Origin of the sequence: Desulfosporosinus lacus DSM 15449 (assembly GCF_900129935.1) — a bacterium.
In the GTDB taxonomy this organism is placed as follows: domain Bacteria; phylum Bacillota; class Desulfitobacteriia; order Desulfitobacteriales; family Desulfitobacteriaceae; genus Desulfosporosinus; species Desulfosporosinus lacus.
In genome coordinates, this window is sequence record NZ_FQXJ01000006.1 from 1 (window position 1) to 14,976 (window position 14,976).

20 protein-coding genes and 1 pseudogene are annotated in these 14,976 nt (G+C 41.7%); 8 read left to right on the top strand and 13 right to left on the bottom strand.

Annotated features, from left to right (window positions below; all coding sequences use genetic code 11):
• Window positions 1-233 (bottom strand): IS200/IS605 family transposase (tnpA, locus tag BUB11_RS08865; RefSeq protein ID WP_143187586.1); only part of this gene is annotated, 233 nt, incomplete at its 3' end.
• Between the two features lie 264 nt (window positions 234-497).
• On the opposite strand from tnpA, the gene BUB11_RS08870 reads away from it, so the two are divergent.
• The 4 genes from BUB11_RS08870 (at window position 498) to BUB11_RS08885 (ending at window position 4,294) form a co-directional block, all read left to right on the top strand.
• Window positions 498-1,379 (top strand): peptidylprolyl isomerase, encoded by an 882-nt coding sequence (locus BUB11_RS08870; protein WP_073029421.1) that lies wholly within the window; start codon window positions 498-500, stop codon window positions 1,377-1,379.
• Window positions 1,380-1,822: 443 nt separating this feature from the next.
• Entirely contained in the window at window positions 1,823-2,203 is a 381-nt protein-coding gene (locus BUB11_RS08875) for an RrF2 family transcriptional regulator (protein WP_034600637.1), read from the top strand.
• Between the two features lie 96 nt (window positions 2,204-2,299).
• The gene (locus BUB11_RS08880; RefSeq protein ID WP_073029422.1) at window positions 2,300-2,902 is read left to right on the top strand and encodes a class I SAM-dependent methyltransferase; all 603 of its coding nucleotides are present in this window, start codon (window positions 2,300-2,302) and stop codon (window positions 2,900-2,902) included.
• A 3-nt stretch (window positions 2,903-2,905) separates the two neighbouring features.
• Window positions 2,906-4,294 (top strand): MATE family efflux transporter, encoded by a 1,389-nt coding sequence (locus BUB11_RS08885; protein ID WP_073029423.1) that lies wholly within the window; start codon window positions 2,906-2,908, stop codon window positions 4,292-4,294.
• Between the two features lie 88 nt (window positions 4,295-4,382).
• Here BUB11_RS08885 and BUB11_RS08890 read toward each other — a convergent pair whose 3' ends face one another.
• The 3 genes and pseudogenes from BUB11_RS08890 to BUB11_RS28210 form a co-directional block, all read right to left on the bottom strand.
• Window positions 4,383-5,609 (bottom strand): MFS transporter, encoded by a 1,227-nt coding sequence (locus BUB11_RS08890; protein WP_073029424.1) that lies wholly within the window; start codon window positions 5,607-5,609, stop codon window positions 4,383-4,385.
• Window positions 5,610-5,755: 146 nt separating this feature from the next.
• Window positions 5,756-6,235, bottom strand: a complete 480-nt coding sequence (locus BUB11_RS08895) for a MarR family transcriptional regulator (protein ID WP_073029425.1) — start codon at window positions 6,233-6,235, stop codon at window positions 5,756-5,758.
• A gap of 113 nt (window positions 6,236-6,348) precedes the next feature.
• Window positions 6,349-6,435: pseudogene (locus BUB11_RS28210) on the bottom strand (Fic family protein); the annotation flags it as partial.
• A 447-nt stretch (window positions 6,436-6,882) separates the two neighbouring features.
• Between BUB11_RS28210 and BUB11_RS08905 the strand changes: the two are divergent.
• Entirely contained in the window at window positions 6,883-7,338 is a 456-nt protein-coding gene (locus BUB11_RS08905; protein WP_073029426.1) for an AraC family transcriptional regulator, read from the top strand.
• Between the two features lie 455 nt (window positions 7,339-7,793).
• Here the strand turns inward: BUB11_RS08905 and BUB11_RS08910 are convergent, their stop codons facing one another.
• From BUB11_RS08910 to BUB11_RS27505, 3 genes are all read right to left on the bottom strand, one after another.
• Window positions 7,794-8,162 carry a hypothetical protein gene (locus tag BUB11_RS08910; RefSeq protein ID WP_073029734.1) on the bottom strand — a complete coding sequence of 123 codons (369 nt, stop codon included), beginning with the start codon at window positions 8,160-8,162 and terminating at the stop codon, window positions 7,794-7,796.
• Window positions 8,163-8,225: 63 nt separating this feature from the next.
• Window positions 8,226-9,137, bottom strand: a complete 912-nt coding sequence (locus BUB11_RS08915) for a DUF3102 domain-containing protein (RefSeq protein ID WP_073029427.1) — start codon at window positions 9,135-9,137, stop codon at window positions 8,226-8,228.
• On the bottom strand, window positions 9,127-9,294 hold the full coding sequence (locus BUB11_RS27505) for a hypothetical protein (RefSeq protein WP_159436916.1): 168 nt from the start codon (window positions 9,292-9,294) through the stop codon (window positions 9,127-9,129). Before BUB11_RS27505 ends, BUB11_RS08915 begins: the two co-directional genes overlap by 11 nt.
• Before the next feature lie 85 nt (window positions 9,295-9,379).
• Between BUB11_RS27505 and BUB11_RS08920 the strand changes: the two genes are divergently transcribed.
• A complete protein-coding gene (locus tag BUB11_RS08920; protein WP_073029428.1) occupies window positions 9,380-9,604 on the top strand; it encodes a DUF1659 domain-containing protein in 225 nt (74 codons plus the stop codon).
• 33 nt (window positions 9,605-9,637) lie between these two features.
• Entirely contained in the window at window positions 9,638-9,877 is a 240-nt protein-coding gene (locus BUB11_RS08925) for a DUF2922 domain-containing protein (protein WP_073029429.1), read from the top strand.
• 73 nt (window positions 9,878-9,950) lie between these two features.
• Here the strand turns inward: BUB11_RS08925 and BUB11_RS08930 are convergent, their stop codons facing one another.
• The 3 genes from BUB11_RS08930 to BUB11_RS08940 all read right to left on the bottom strand — a co-directional run bounded on the left by BUB11_RS08930 (window position 9,951) and on the right by BUB11_RS08940 (window position 12,141).
• Window positions 9,951-10,385 carry a GNAT family N-acetyltransferase gene (locus BUB11_RS08930; RefSeq protein ID WP_073029430.1) on the bottom strand — a complete coding sequence of 145 codons (435 nt, stop codon included), beginning with the start codon at window positions 10,383-10,385 and terminating at the stop codon, window positions 9,951-9,953.
• Between the two features lie 381 nt (window positions 10,386-10,766).
• On the bottom strand, window positions 10,767-11,174 hold the full coding sequence (locus BUB11_RS08935) for an OsmC family protein (RefSeq protein ID WP_073029431.1): 408 nt from the start codon (window positions 11,172-11,174) through the stop codon (window positions 10,767-10,769).
• Window positions 11,175-11,247: 73 nt separating this feature from the next.
• Window positions 11,248-12,141 carry an AraC family transcriptional regulator gene (locus BUB11_RS08940; RefSeq protein WP_242947500.1) on the bottom strand — a complete coding sequence of 298 codons (894 nt, stop codon included), beginning with the start codon at window positions 12,139-12,141 and terminating at the stop codon, window positions 11,248-11,250.
• Between the two features lie 210 nt (window positions 12,142-12,351).
• On the opposite strand from BUB11_RS08940, the gene BUB11_RS08945 reads away from it, so the two are divergent.
• A complete protein-coding gene (locus BUB11_RS08945) occupies window positions 12,352-13,107 on the top strand; it encodes an SDR family NAD(P)-dependent oxidoreductase (RefSeq protein ID WP_073029432.1) in 756 nt (251 codons plus the stop codon).
• A 180-nt stretch (window positions 13,108-13,287) separates the two neighbouring features.
• Here the strand turns inward: BUB11_RS08945 and BUB11_RS08950 are convergent, their stop codons facing one another.
• The 3 genes from BUB11_RS08950 to BUB11_RS08960 all read right to left on the bottom strand — a co-directional run bounded on the left by BUB11_RS08950 (window position 13,288) and on the right by BUB11_RS08960 (window position 14,611).
• Entirely contained in the window at window positions 13,288-13,491 is a 204-nt protein-coding gene (locus BUB11_RS08950; RefSeq protein ID WP_073029433.1) for a hypothetical protein, read from the bottom strand.
• Between the two features lie 182 nt (window positions 13,492-13,673).
• Window positions 13,674-14,126, bottom strand: a complete 453-nt coding sequence (locus tag BUB11_RS08955; protein WP_073029434.1) for a zf-HC2 domain-containing protein — start codon at window positions 14,124-14,126, stop codon at window positions 13,674-13,676.
• The gene (locus BUB11_RS08960) at window positions 14,123-14,611 is read right to left on the bottom strand and encodes an RNA polymerase sigma factor (protein ID WP_073029435.1); all 489 of its coding nucleotides are present in this window, start codon (window positions 14,609-14,611) and stop codon (window positions 14,123-14,125) included. The genes BUB11_RS08955 and BUB11_RS08960 overlap by 4 nt, the downstream gene beginning before the upstream one ends.
• Window positions 14,612-14,976 lie beyond the last annotated feature (365 nt).

A 14,976-nucleotide genomic window follows, 5' to 3' on the forward strand; every position in this document is an offset into this window, starting at 1 on the left:
ACCTTATGGACACCAAATTGAGGATCTACTTCTATCAAAAGGTGGACATGGTCGGGCATGATCTCCAGTTCTATTAGTTCAGATTGAAGTTCTTCGCATATCTCCCTTATCAACTCCTTTAAGCGAACTTCAATTTGACCAACCAAAACCTTCCTACGATACTTTGGACACCACACCACATGGTACTTGCATGAATAGACAATGTTGTTGTTAGATTTGTAGTTTATATCCATATTTATATTATACCGCGCATACTTATATAATACAATTAGAACCTAGAATTGCCTTATATCCCCATAGTTGAAACTAGGGGCTTTACGGCAACAAGTGGTAAGGGAGGTTAAACATCGTCGATACTAAGATTAAAAGGAACAATGCAAGATGCAATCCTACTCATTATATTGTTGGCCACTGCCTTCGGGTTATACCTCCTGGCAGATCGTTATTTGATCGAACATGTGGAAAGCAAGGCTATTAACATTTAAAGGAGTAAAGAAATGACATTTAAAAAACTTAAGACGATTTACGTAGGGCTGTTTACCATCCTATTAGTTGCTGTAATTGGAATCGGATCTGTTTATGCTACTCAAAACAACATTGTTGCCAAGGTCAACGGGGTGGCCATCTCTGAGACAGAGCTGCAGGAGTTTCTGCTTCAGCAAGGGGGCAGTGATGCCTTAAATACTTTGATTCAACAGAGTATCATTGAGCAAGAAGCCGAAAAACAGAATATCCAAGTTACTGAGGCGGATATTGATAAGGAACTTGCAACAGTGAAAGCATCCTTTGATAGTGAAGAAGCCTTTAGCCAAGCACTTGCAACAAATGGTATCACTCTGGATACTCTTAGGACAAATATCCTGACCAATCTTCAAATTACCAGACTGCTTGAAGCCCAAAATCCTATAACTGAGGACGAAATAAAAGCATACTTCGATACGAATAAAGACAGTCTTGACGTTGCCGAGGAAGTAAACGCCAGCCATATTCTAGTGGCAACCGCAGAACTTGCCAACGAGATTAAAGCAAAGATTGCAGCCGGGGAAGCTTTTGCTGACTTAGCTAAGCAATATTCGACGGACGAAAGTACCAAAGAGCTAGGTGGAAACCTTGGCTTCTTTGCTAAAGGAGAAATGGTACAAGAATTTGAAGAGGTGGCCTTCTCTTTAGAAGTTGGTCAAATCAGTGATCCGGTCAAGACAGACTACGGATATCACATTATTAAGATTGAAGCCAGAACGGAAGCAAAGGCAGCCACTCTTGAGGAAAGCAGCGATAAAATCAAAGAGATCTTGTTAGATCAAAAATTGACGACAGAATTTGATCCTTGGCTTCAAGAACGATTAGCCGAGTATACTATCGAAAATTATTTGACCTAGAATGGTACAACCTTCATTCTATCGACTACGAGAGGGGGCTAGCCCCCTCTTTATTTGCTTTTAGGGTAAAATCCAAAAGGTGGTTGCATATCTTTCTTTCTGGATAAGTTCTGGGACGGAAATCAAAGGCGTTAAAGTTGGGGGGAAAGCATTAAGTTTATCTTCAATTATAGTTGACATAGATTAGTTTTATCTTATCATTCTGTATGCCTTGAGTAGACAAAAATGATGTCGTCAGAACTTGGTTATTCCTTGGCGGTAGGTATCTCCCGAGAAAAATCCAGCAACTGGTTTTGAAAAAAATATATTTAATATAGTTATAAAATTAACTGTATTAAATATTATCGGAGATAAGTTTATATAAATTGTTATTGACAGAGCAAAACTCATCCTTTATAATTAAAGACAAATACAGTCTTTATTATCTTTAAGGAGGGTCTACTATGAAGTATACGAAAGCAACAAATTATGCCTTGCATATAATGGCCTATTTCGTTAAGCAAGAAGGAAAAGACAATTTAAGCCTTCAGCCTTTAGCTAGCCACATGGATATATCCCCTACCTACCTCTCCAAGATACTAACTCAATTAGTCAAGGCTGACCTTATTCAGTCTACACCTGGAGTAAATGGAGGTTATAGTCTTAGGAAACCGAAGACTGAAATAAGCTTTTATGACGTCATTCAAGCCATTGAAGGCAGCGGAGCTCTCTTCACTTGTGAAATGGACGAGAATCGCGCTTGTCACATAGAAAAGGTTATGAGAGACGCCGAAGAGAAAATGGTGAACCACCTTAAAGAAAAACGTATTTATAACATTGTGTAAAAAATGAGTTAGAAATAGAGGCAGTTGCAACTGCTCATTTTTTGCCACAATTATAGATAATTACAGTCTTTATTATATTTTATAGGAGGTATTATTATGAACCACATGCATCATCACAACCAACCCGATCAAAAATTTTTAAACAAAATTGCCTTTTTAGATAGTAGACAAAGGGAGCGTCTCATACCACCGGAAGCACTTATTAGCCAAATGCCAATTCAAAAAAATCATACGTTACTCGATGTCGGTGCCGGCTCAGGTTTTTTTACAATTCCTATGGCAGAAAACACATCTAGCAAAGTGTACGCTATGGATCCTGATAGACGTATGCTCAGCGTCATAGAAGATAAGGCGAAGGAAAAAGGGCTAACAAATATTGAACTGATTCAAGATAATATTGAAAACTTAAGCATTCAAAGTAACAGTGTTGATTTTGTTATGGCATCCTTAATACTCCACGAAGTAAGTTCACTGACAAAAGCACTCACAAATATATTTGAGGTACTAAAAGCAGGAGGACACTTGTTGTGTCTGGAGTATGAAAAGGACGACTTGATAATCGAAGGGCCTCCAATGTCCATTCGTATTGGCTCAGAGGATCTCGAAAAAGCATTGTTCTTAATTGGCTTTGATATAGTGAAGAAAACTAAAATTAATGATGCTATATATACTGTTTTGGCAGTTAAGAAGGAGGTGTAAATTATGGAGACGAATAATGATAGGCTCATTACCATGCCCGTCAGCAGGCTTTTACTCAAATTTTCACTTCCCGCTATTGGCGGTATGATTATAAATTCCTTATATAATTTAGTGGACAGAATATTTGTCGGCAGAATCGGTGGTCTTGCCATGACAGGAATAGGATTGAGTTTACCGTTTATGATGATGCTATTCGCTGTTAGTTCGTTGGTAGGAATAGGAGCCTCAGCACTTATTTCTATTAAGTTGGGAGAAAATAATAAGGATGAAGCAAAAGGGTTACTCGGTAATGCCATAACATTGCTCATAGGGTTAATGCTTTTAATGACACTTTTAGGACTCATTTTTATGACTCCTATACTTGAAGCATTTGGTGCCAGTGAAGCAACTATGCCTTATGCCTTGGATTATATGACTGTCATTCTCTATGGTGCTGTATTCCAAGGCATTGGAACAGGATTATTAAATGTAGTAAGGGCTACAGGACATCCTGTCAAATCAATGGTGATTGTACTTGTTGGAACGCTCATTAATATTATCCTGGATCCAATTCTCATTTTCACTTTTGATATGGGCATTGCTGGTGCAGCTTGGGCGACAATTATCGCCCAACTCGTAACATCCATCATGGTAATACAACATTTCCTCAGTGAAAAGAGTCAAATGAAAATTGAAATAAGTAAATTAAAGCTCCACTTAGTAACTATAAAGTCGATACTCAGCATTGGATTTGCTCCCTTCATAATGCAGTTATCTTCCGTTGTCGTCAGCATCATATCTAACAATGCACTCAAAACACACGGCGGTGATGTTGCTATAGGGGCAATGACAATAATCAACTCTGTGATGGTCTTATTCCTTATGTCGGCTATGGGAGTTACACAAGGTGCTGCACCAATCATAGGCTTTAATTATGGTGCTAAACGCTTTGACAGAGTTAAACAAATATTAAAACTCGAACTGGTTGCTGTTTCATCAATCTTTACAATAACGTTTATAGTTGTTCAAGCTTTTCCTGTAATGCTTTCAAGTATCTTCACGAATGAACCGGATCTTATTTCAAAGGCAAGTACCGGCATGCGTCTATTCTTATTAATGCTTCCTCTTTTAAGTGCTCAGATAGTTGGAGCAAACTACTTTCAAGCTATTGGCGAAGCAAAGAAGGCAAGTTTTTTAGGGCTTTCGAGACAAGTGCTTTTTCTGATACCTCTCCTGCTTATATTACCTAATTTCTTAGGATTAAATGGTGTATGGGGAGCAGGTGCTCTGTCTGATCTTATCTCTAGCCTCATTGCCATTATCGCTTTAAGATCGGCATTTAATCACTTGAACAAACTCGAAAATGAGCATCGATCAGAGGAATCCCGAATTTTGTCATTTGCAGCGAAATAATGTACAATGGTACAAAGGGCCAGCACTTTGCAACTTGCAAAAATGCTGGCCTTTCGTCTTGCCTAAAGAAAGCAGGCAGTTTATATAGTTACATCGTTCTCTTATATAAAACCGGTATTGCCGCCGCTATAAGGATCATACCCATAAAAGCGGGTGCGGCATGACCTAGTGATACATAGATTTGACCTCCAATGATCGGCCCAATCATTCTTGCCAAAGCCTGAATAGATTGGCTGCCTCCTTGAATCCTTCCTTGTTCACTGGAATCGACAGACTTGGAGAGCATCCCATTGAATGAAGGTCCAAAGATCGAATCACCAAAACCAAATATAAACATTCCAGCGATTAAAAGAGGATAGAATGAAAACAAAGCCGATGCTGCAATAAAACTGTAGCCTATGATCTCCGCAACCATGCCAAGAATTGCAATGCGAGCATCACTAAGTTTCAGCAACAGCTTTGGCATTATCAAACCTTGGGAGATGATGTCTTGGAGGCCCATAATTGAAAACATGAGTCCGATTAGGGCAGGCTTCCAACTGAAAGTATCAATTGTAAATTGCGAAAAAACTGCCTGTAAAGATCCGTTGGGTATCCAAAGTAAGAAGGCTGAGACAAGCAGTCTGTTTAAGTTTTTCATGGCAAGTATGTTTGCCAGCTGGGTAAATGGATTCAGTCTTGTAAAGGTAATCTTTTTCAGTCTATTATTCTTGTCAAGGCTCTCAGGCATATAAAAGAATCCATAAACAACATTCAATAAAGTTATTATTGCTCCAAAATACAAAGGTACAGAATAGCCAAACTTAGCAAGGAATCCGCCTAGAGTTGGGCCAATGACAGTGCCTACACCTACAACCGCACTCACCCACCCAAAGTACTTGGTTCTCTGTTCCGGAGGAATGATGTCTGCAAAATAGGCGAAGATAGTGCTTATGGTTCCGCCTGTTATACCATCGATGATGCGCCCGACAAATAGTATCCATAGAGCTCCTCCTATGCCAAAAACTACGTACCCGATTGCGGAACCCAAAAGGCAAACTAAGAGTACCGGACGACGGCCATATCTGTCGCTTAAAGCTCCAAGTCCGGGAGCCGCAAAAAACACGCAGACTGCATAAACAGAGGTCAGCAGCGTGACAACTATAGCTTGATCTCCCGGATTACTTATATAAGGCTGCACTAAGAATGGAACGACAGGTGCTATGATCGTGAAGCCGATTCCGCAAAGAAACACAGACATAAGACCGAATATTAAAGCCTTTTTATCCACGGTTAGTTCTGTGGTCTGTTCATTGGGTGATCTAAATTGGAACATTAAATTCTCCCCTCAAGAGTTGTGTTTTCGCTTCCTTGGAAGCATAATTAAGCCTATTATAGTTTTCCTTCCTTGTCAACAAAAATAATAGCAATAAAAAGGCAGCCTGTTCTCAATAGAGTTAGGCTGCCTGTGGTTTTTATTATTCAAATTGATTCCGACTTAATATCTGCACCCAGTTTCTTTATTTCTGCATCCAAATGCCTGCTATACTTTTCCACGAAGCTAAGCATACTGTCAAATTGTTCCTCGGTTACCTGCTCAAATACGGCCTTATCCCGCTCTTGAAACTCTTTGTGCAGTTCCTCGTGGATTTCATAAATTGCTTTCCCTTGCGGAGTCAAGCGAAAATAGATTTCTTTCTTGTTATCCGGCTTCTGATAGCTTTCGATAATGCCTTTTTTTATGAGCTTCTTAGTCATTTTACTTATGGCACCGCTAGTCATATAAAAGGACTCCACAAGTTTAGTCCCGTTGGAATCTTCATTTCTTCCAATGTATTCGATGCAATGTACTTCAGAAGACTTATAACCCTTGAGACTGTCTTCCATCTTAGACTTATTAAGCCAAACCAGCTTGTTAAATAAGTCCCTGAAACCCGCTATGACCAGTTCTTCTTTGTTCATGCCTGTCCTCCCACCCGTTGGTGCATTAACCATATTATATTAGATTTTTGTTGCTATTCAACAATATTAAAATAATTATTTGCATCAAATAGTCTGAAACTTCCTGCGTGATGTATATCATTCTTTAGGCACTCTATAAACATGATGATACGGCCTACCCGTCCATTACCATCCTGAAAAGAATGTATGTTTTCATGTCGCCGACCATGTTTGGTCAACACCTAATTTCTTGTTCAACCCATCTAAAGGTAACGGGACTCCACTTGTCTAAAGTTATCTTCTGGTACCACCAAGAGCCTATCTATGCTTTCAATCATCTCTGGCTTATCCTTTGGTATGTTCCCATTAACTGAAGCAAAATTCGAGATATGATCACTGAGTAGCTCGAAAGGACCTTCTAAGTTAGCTATCAAAAGACGGGTTTCCCTTAATACTTCGTGGGGACTGAGAAGGTGAAATTGTCATCGTTCTGTCACCTGTTTCCCGCATCTTTCGTTTTTCAGAAATAAACTGATAACTCTTGATAAAGAAAGACTTTAATGCGTTGGAGAGTTCTCCATAATTTTAAAAATTCATTTGCCTTTCATTTTAAAGCATTATATGGTAGAAAAGACCGGCCATAATCTTATGAAAGAGAGTACCATATAATGCACGTGAATATTGAAACCATCCCATCATTCTCTATTGCGTATATACGACAAGTAGGAGCTTATGGTGCAGAAAACAACCGGACTATGGGACAATTGAAACACTGGGCAAAAGCTAACAACCTAATGAACAGTAAAGCGGTGATTTTTGGCATTGCACATGATAATCCACAAACAACACCGCCTGAGAATTGTCGCTATGATGCTTGCCTTCTCCTTGCTGATAAACACTTTCCGCCAGGCGGCAACGTACAGTATGGTGAAATCACCGGAGGAAAATATGCGATTTTTACAGTGAAACACACAGCCGAAGCTGTAGAGCAGGCTTGGGCAGAAATTTTCCCTGTATTATCCGAAAGCGGCTATCTTCCTGACACTACACGACCTATTTTAGAGCGTTATGCGGCTAAAAAGGTTGAGCAGCACTTTTGCGAAATCTGTGTCCCTATTGGTTGATCGTTTGCCGTCATCTTCTTGCTCGTTGTCATAGATAAATTGCGCCATGTGATACCTGCATGAATATTATTCCCCCTCTATTTTTGCAAAGGCCTTCATACCCCTTGAAACCAGCTTCCAAATTATGACGAACTTCAAAATAAACCACCGCCTGTAATGAGCAATAGTTTAGAGGAACCGGTTATTGCTTAACCGATTCTGTTTCGTATGGCCAATTATTGATACCGCCTAAATCAAAAACATTAATATAGCCCTTAATCAAAATTCATTAATCCCAGTTGTTTTATTAATTATATATTATTACCACGTTTCCTTATAAATCCTTTATTTCATTAAACCTTGTTCACTAAAATTAGTGAGAGGCCTCCTCCCGGGCTTGTACCAAGAATCTTACGCGCGTAAGATTCTTGGTACAAGCCCGACGGGTTATTCATGCAGCATGCTGTGAGTAATAGTCAATTCATGATGGTTGGTTCTATTCCTTCAATTAATGCGTTTCGAGCAGCTTCCAGCTTACCTTCCAACTTACCTTCCAACTTACCTTCTAGCTTGGCCTTTTCTGCCACAATAGGATCATACAAGGTTCTCGTCATGCTCAGCACCTCCTCGTTTAGCCTTTCATCGTTTACATATCTGCTGTTTAAATATCTGAAGAGTTCTTCATTTGCTAAGAGCATTTTGTGCAGATCTTCTCCGTCTATTTCCTCAGCTTGAAATAGTCTAACTGCTTCATTGGATATGCTTTCCACAATCTGTTGGGCTTTTTTGATTAACTCCCTAAGTTCTTGTTCTGTATGGTTCCTTCTATTTTTGATTGTCTCCATTTGATAGCGCAACTTAAATACCTGCAATGGCAAGAGTGGGTAGAGCCTTGAGTAACTTTCCGATCAGAGCTTTTCCCGCAACGCCTTGTGGAGAAAGTCATCGATCTTTTCCTTGTATAAGTTATGCAGCTCCGGGTTTGTTCCGGCAAACCGGGTCATTTCATAGGCTAATTCCTTAAAGATCTTGAAGAGACTGTCATATAAAAAGGCGATTTTATTGGCCTCAGCCCTGCCATAGGCTTCATTCAGAGTCGCCTCCATTTGTTTAATGGCTTTGTAGCCCGTTCGCTCTTTCAGCTTGTCGTAGGAGGCTTGTTTATTTTCAATCTCCTGCTCCAATCTATTTTTCTCCAGCTTTAGCTCATGGGTTTCGGCTTTCAGGCTATCCCGTTCTTCGGCCAACCGGGCGTTCTGATCCTTTTCCCTGTCCAGATCCTCACGGAGAACTACGCTCTCCTGTCTGACCTGATCCCGTTCGGCCACGGCCTGCTCCCTTACCTTCTGCGCCTCTTGCCGCTGCTCAACGGCCTCTTTCAGCTCCCGGGTGCTCATGCTTTCCACATCCGCCTCCATAAGGAACTGAACCCGCTCTTCCTTGGGAAGCCCTAAAAGAATCAGGGCTTGCGCCGTCGTCATCTGCGGCAGAATCCGGCCCGTTTCTTCAATCTGAATCCCATCCCCGCCTTGAGCCACCGCCTGATCCTGGGGGGACTCCCCGGCTGCGGGCAGGAGAAAATATTCTCCATAAGCATCAAAGAGCTGCATGAAACGCTGGGCTGTTCTTGGGGAGTAATTGACCGATGCTTCCAGCCACTGCCCCCACTCTCCAGTGGGAAGTACGGATCGCACCTCTCTCAGCCTGCGCCCGATTTCGATGGCATGGGCAAGGAAAATTTTCTCCATCTGCCGCTTTAGTGTGTTAATCTCAGAGGCAATCACCACGGGGGTCCGGTTGGCCGCCAATTCATCCATCATTCCATCCATCCTCTCCTGCACCCGGCAAATCTTCTTTCGGTTCTACCCATAGCATATGATTCGCCCGCTGAAGGTGACAGCCGGCACGAGCATGTCCCAGAACGCGACACGTTGTCGCGTTCTGGGACATGCTCGATTTCCCCATTTTTTTAACCAAGCTGTAACCTCCAGGGAAATAATACCATAAGATACAGAGACAGGCCGAATATCCGGTCTGCCAATAAAACAAGGAGTTGAATTGGATGGCTATTATTGCTGAACCTCTGAATTCAGGACTGGTGATAGTCTATCAGGACGGAACCACTCCCGCAGGCGCTCCGGTGAACCGCCAAAAAAGCATCAGTTATGTGCGGTCCGATGCTTCAGAGGAAGCGCTTTATGAAATCGCCCAGGATTTGTTCAGCCTTTCCCTTCATCCGGTCATAGATGTACTGCTGAAAAAGAATTTCCGTCTGCTGGAAGAATAAGGGGTATGACAATCAGAGAAAGGAGGCAGCCCCATGGGTATTTCAACGAATAAGATCCTTAAGCTCAGCTTCGCTACGGCAGGCGGAAAAACGTTCACTTTGTCGATTCCCAATCCCCGGGAGGATTTGAGCCAAGCTGAAATTCTCACTATCATGAATAACCTCATAACGAAAGACATTTTGATCACGACCAGCGGTGCCATCACCGGGGTCAAGGATGCGAAGGTCATTGATACCGTCATCAATGATTTACTCGACCCGCCTCAGACTTAAAAGCACCGAGTGCCCTCTGGGGCTCAAAAGGATTCCATTGGACTGCCGGCCAAGGTCTCTTGGCCGGCAAATTTCATAAATCATACGAGAACAAATAAGCTCTTTTTTCAAAGCCAAGTTTAATGTAAAACTCATGCGCTTTTTTACGCGGAAATCCGGAATCCAGTTCTATTCGTTTCATTCCTTGCTCTTTTGATCTCTGTATGCACTCGTTAATTAGTGCCGAACCATATCCTTTCCCACGCTGGTTTTCGTTAATAACCATAGCATAGATGTATGAAATATATCCTTCCTGCCATAGGTTATTAACAATTGCGTAGGCGCAAAAACCGATTACTTTTTCATCTAAAACCACACATAGTAATTCATCCGTCTGGGAAATCACTCCTCTATCGTATACTGCCTTGAGTGCCGACCGATTTATCACCTTGGTTGGCCATAATTGCTTAAACAGAGGATAAACGCTTTCGAAATCATCAAGCAACGCATTTCTTATCGAAATATTCATTTTGTTCCCTCCCGCACTGTTACAATAAATACGCCTAAACCCTTTATTTGTTACCTCTTTACCCATTTTTCAACCAAGCTGTAACCTCCGTGAAAATAAAACCATAAGCTACAGAGAAAGGCCGAATATCCGGTCGCCAATAAAACAAGGAGTTAAATTAGATGGCTATTATTGCCGAGCCTCTGTATTCAGGACTGTTTTCACGCTCCTTTATGCCCTATTTTATTGTTTAGGAAAGAGCGTTTCAATAACTTAATACGATCAAAGACGGCGACCGGCAATTGCCGGTCGCCGTCTTTGATTATTTTCGGGCTGGCTTACTGCGACAACCCCTGGTCTATGTCTTGCGCCTCTTCTACAGTATTCAGTTAAATTAATTATCTAATCAATTAGTTGTTTGACCCCATTTATAGAACATGACACCTCAATGTCAGCGCTTAATTTCATGATATTAAACACAGTACAATACTGCTCCACAAGCTTTATCGCTCTGACCACTTTAGATTCCAAGCCTTCATTCACTTCTATATGATAATTTAAAGCAATCTTTGAAAACAACTTCGGAGGTTCGGGTTCCCGCTCTGCCTCTGCTTCCATGCTAATGCTCTTGACCTTAATCCTCATCTTTTCAATAATTTCCAGGAAAACCCCCTGACTGCAGCCGATTAACCCTGCTAATAGCAGATCTGTCGGTCTCGGTCCTTTCTCATCAATGTGCAAATTAACATCTTGGTTAAAAAAAACACTGTTTTTTTGGCCGCCTTGCCAGACGCTGGACACTTTCTGCATTGAATACTCCTCCTATTTCCATGACAGCCTGCAGCTAAGGTTTCGAGGTGATCTGTTTATCGCGAACTGCCGGCTAATCCCTTGCGTTTTCGATGAGTCTAAGTTTTTCAGTGTCCCGGGCTGGAGATGAACCGAAGAATCGGGAGTACTCCCGATTAAACTGTGAGGGACTCTGATAGCCGACTTGATATGCGGCACCGGCTACAGCATAGCCCTCAAAGGCAATGAGGTTTCTAGCCTCCAAAAGCCTTAATTGCTTTTGAAATTGAATCGGGCTTAAACCCGTTGCCCTTTTAAACTGACGGTGAAACGTATTTATTGCCATCCCGGATTTTGCTGCCATCTCACTGATGTCTACCTGCCTCGTATAGTTAACGCGAAGCCATTTTACAGTCTGAGAAATCCTGGCGAAATTACTTTCTTGCAAGCCAAGCTGCCTCAGATACCATCCCTGGGGTCCCATCAGAACCCGATAAAGAATCTCCCGTTCATAAGCCGGGGCAAGAGCGGGAATATCTCTTAATGTTCTCGTTAATCGCAATAAGCGCAGCCATGCCTCCATCAATTCAAGGTCTATTTTACAAGCTCCGAAATGTTCAGAAGCAGTTGGAATGAGATCTTCAGGAAGGTCTCTTAATAAACTCTGAAGGACAGTCTGATTCAGCTCAAGACCAAGAGACATGTAAGGACGACCCTCACTGTCCGGATGTACACTCGCCGTTGCGGGAACATGCAGCGGCAACACGTAATATGAAGGCCCTGCCATAATAGTGCTGCGCTCCCCAATGGAAAGAATCTTTGTTCCTTGAATCGTAAAACCAATCAATGGCTTGTAGAGGGCTGCAAGTTGATGGGCGGGAATGTCTCCCTTAATCATACTTAGCCCCGGTACTCCGGTTTCCATGGGTCGAGTGCCTGCTTCTTTCATCAGATCGATAATTTCATCTAAAACGTTATTCATATCCATAGTCTATCACACGCCTTGCTGTTTTCCAATACAAGACTGAAACCTTGCGGCATTTTCAGGCTATTTTTATATTGACACAGCAGATAATACCGGCGTTTAAAAATCGTCATTTGGTGGTTTTAGGCAATCAAAGGGCACCATTGGATCTAGGTTATTTGAGCAGAAACGACTAAAATAGAATTCAGATCGGACAACAAAAAGGAGGACCTTATGAAAATAGCAATCGTAACAGGCGGAAGTAACGGCATCGGCAAAGCGACCGCCCTTGAGCTTGGCAAGCGCGGAATCAGCGTCATTCTCACCTACAATTCCTATCAGGATAGAGCAGAAGCTGTCGTTAAGGAGATTGAGAAGAATACAGGAGTTCGGGCTGCAGCACTGAAGTTAGATCTGACTCAACTATCAACCTTCGAAGGTTTCGTTCTGGAAGTGAAAAAGAGCCTCAAAGAAATTGGGAACAGAACGACTTTTGACTATCTAGTTAATAATGGCGGCGTTGGCGGGCCCATGATGTTCACTGAAATGAGCGAAGCGTACTTCGACAAGATTCTAAATACGAACTTCAAGGGACCGGTTTTTTTAACCCAACTCCTCGTCCCCTTCATGGAGGATGCCGGAGCCATCGTCAATACCACGAGTACAGCCAAAAACCAATCATTTCCCGGCTACTCCGCCTACGGCTCCATAAAAGCAGCCTTCTCATCCTGGACTCGCTACATTGCCAAAGAACTTGCCCCCCGCAAAATCCGGGTCAACGCAGTTTCCCCCGGTCCTACCCACAGCAATTTTGGTGATGGAGCATTCGATAAACATCCTGAATTTATCCAGCCGCTGGCTGAGCAATCTGTGTTTGGCAGAATCGGCCAACCCGAAGATCTTGCCAAGGTGATTATGAACCTATTGTCCGATGATTTCGGCTGGGTTACAGCCCAGGACATTGAAGTGTCCGGCGGACATTTGCTTTAAGAATGTAAGGAAAAATTCGGCAGTTTTGAGGTGACTAATCTGGATTAGTCACTTCGAAACGCCGAATTTTACATTTAACTTCCCGAAAGTTTTAGACAAACATCGCCAAAGGACGAGTGGTTGCCGAAGCTACCCCGGACGAGTTGAAACGCTCCGTGGGCAGCAGTTCGCTGCGCATACCTACGTCTTGGGCTTTAAGCCGTCGGAACAAAAGCGCTTGCCTAAACCCGTTATCAGCTTTCTTAAAACTTTAGCATAAAATCCGTTCATCCTTTCCGCATTCCGAAGCTCATAAAGCAGATACAGATAATCCAACCCCTCATCCTTGCAATAGAGGATTAAGCCAATGTATGCAGTGACCCATACTTGGTTTTTTGTTTCCAATTTGATGGTTGTTTAATTTTATGGAGCCAAGCGCTTGTAACCGGATCATAGTTAATCCTCCCTTCATAGTTTGAATAGCTGTTGTTCCATGCGAAAGTCCAAAAATATAAAGGCGGTTAAGTCCCAGCTTTTGTGACTTAACCGCCTTTATACAACCGACTCATAGAGTAAGTTTAAACTTCTTAAAACTGAAACAAATATTTCAGCAATAGATAAATACCCAGTATTGCAAAGACAATAATTGTCCCAATAGCTTTTCCCACAAAAAATCTACTCATACTTTTATCCCCCTTCCATTTAAACTTGAATATCAGTATCCCCACAATTACAGTACCTAGGAGAACCACTACTATGGGCATAAAGTTTGAAGACGTGTTTTTATTTAGTGCCATGCCAATAAATGCTCCAAAGAATAATAGGGCCGACGAGATAAGAAAAAGTTTTTTCTTAATTGAAACCAATACTCTTTTATCATCAACCTCTTTTTGGATTGGCAATGCCTCATGTCCAAACTCAAGTTTACAGCTTTCGCAGTTTTTTAGATGTTCCGAAACTAAATTAGTACTCTCTTGGCTGGCAACATTATCTTTCACAAGGGGTATCAAATCCCTTATTATCTCACAGGATGCCTTCAAATCAATCCCTCCTTTTCCAAAACTGATTTAAGCCATTTTTTTGTTCTAAAATCTATGACTCTTGCTGAGTTTTCCGTAATACCTATTCTCTCGGAGATTTCAAAGTAACTTATCCCATTTACACGCATATTGATTATTTTTTGTGTTCGCTCATCTTTGGTTTTTAGCAGCTCATAGACTCTATCGGCTATTTGCCTGGTAATGACGCGATCTAGGCTTCTGTCTGCTACATAGACATCTAAAAGATCACTATATTCCACCGCAGGTCTAGCTTTACGCAGGTTTTGCAGCCAGAGGTGGCGGGCAATCCCAAATAACCAAGTCTTAATGGAGGAATTGCCTTTAAAATTACCGATAGAGAAGATCGCCTTAACAAAAGTCTCTGAGAGCAAATCTTCCGAAAGGGTAGGATCATGAGTCAAGCTTAACAGATAGCTATAGATATCTTGTTTATATTCAAAATACAGCGTTTCAATTTGTTTCATTAATACCCCCCTTTCATATAATGAGTCACATTTAGATAAAAAATATTACATGGTTTAACAAATTTAAGCATGCCAATTTTCCCCACAACATAAACATTGTGGGGAGATAACCATTTACCAAGATTTTTTAGACAGACCATTGGCGATTTTCTATGCTATCTTAGACAATATATTGTTTATATAAATGCAACACCCTTTATTCCCGTCGAGAACAACATCTTTTTCGAAGAATTAAATAAGCACGACGCAATTGGCATGCTCATTTTCGTTATTACGTGCTTTTGCCAAGGATTTCAAACTTTGCATCTCCTTAAAGTAATACTACATAACCGATGGGGAGACAAAAAACGCACTCTCCCACCAGT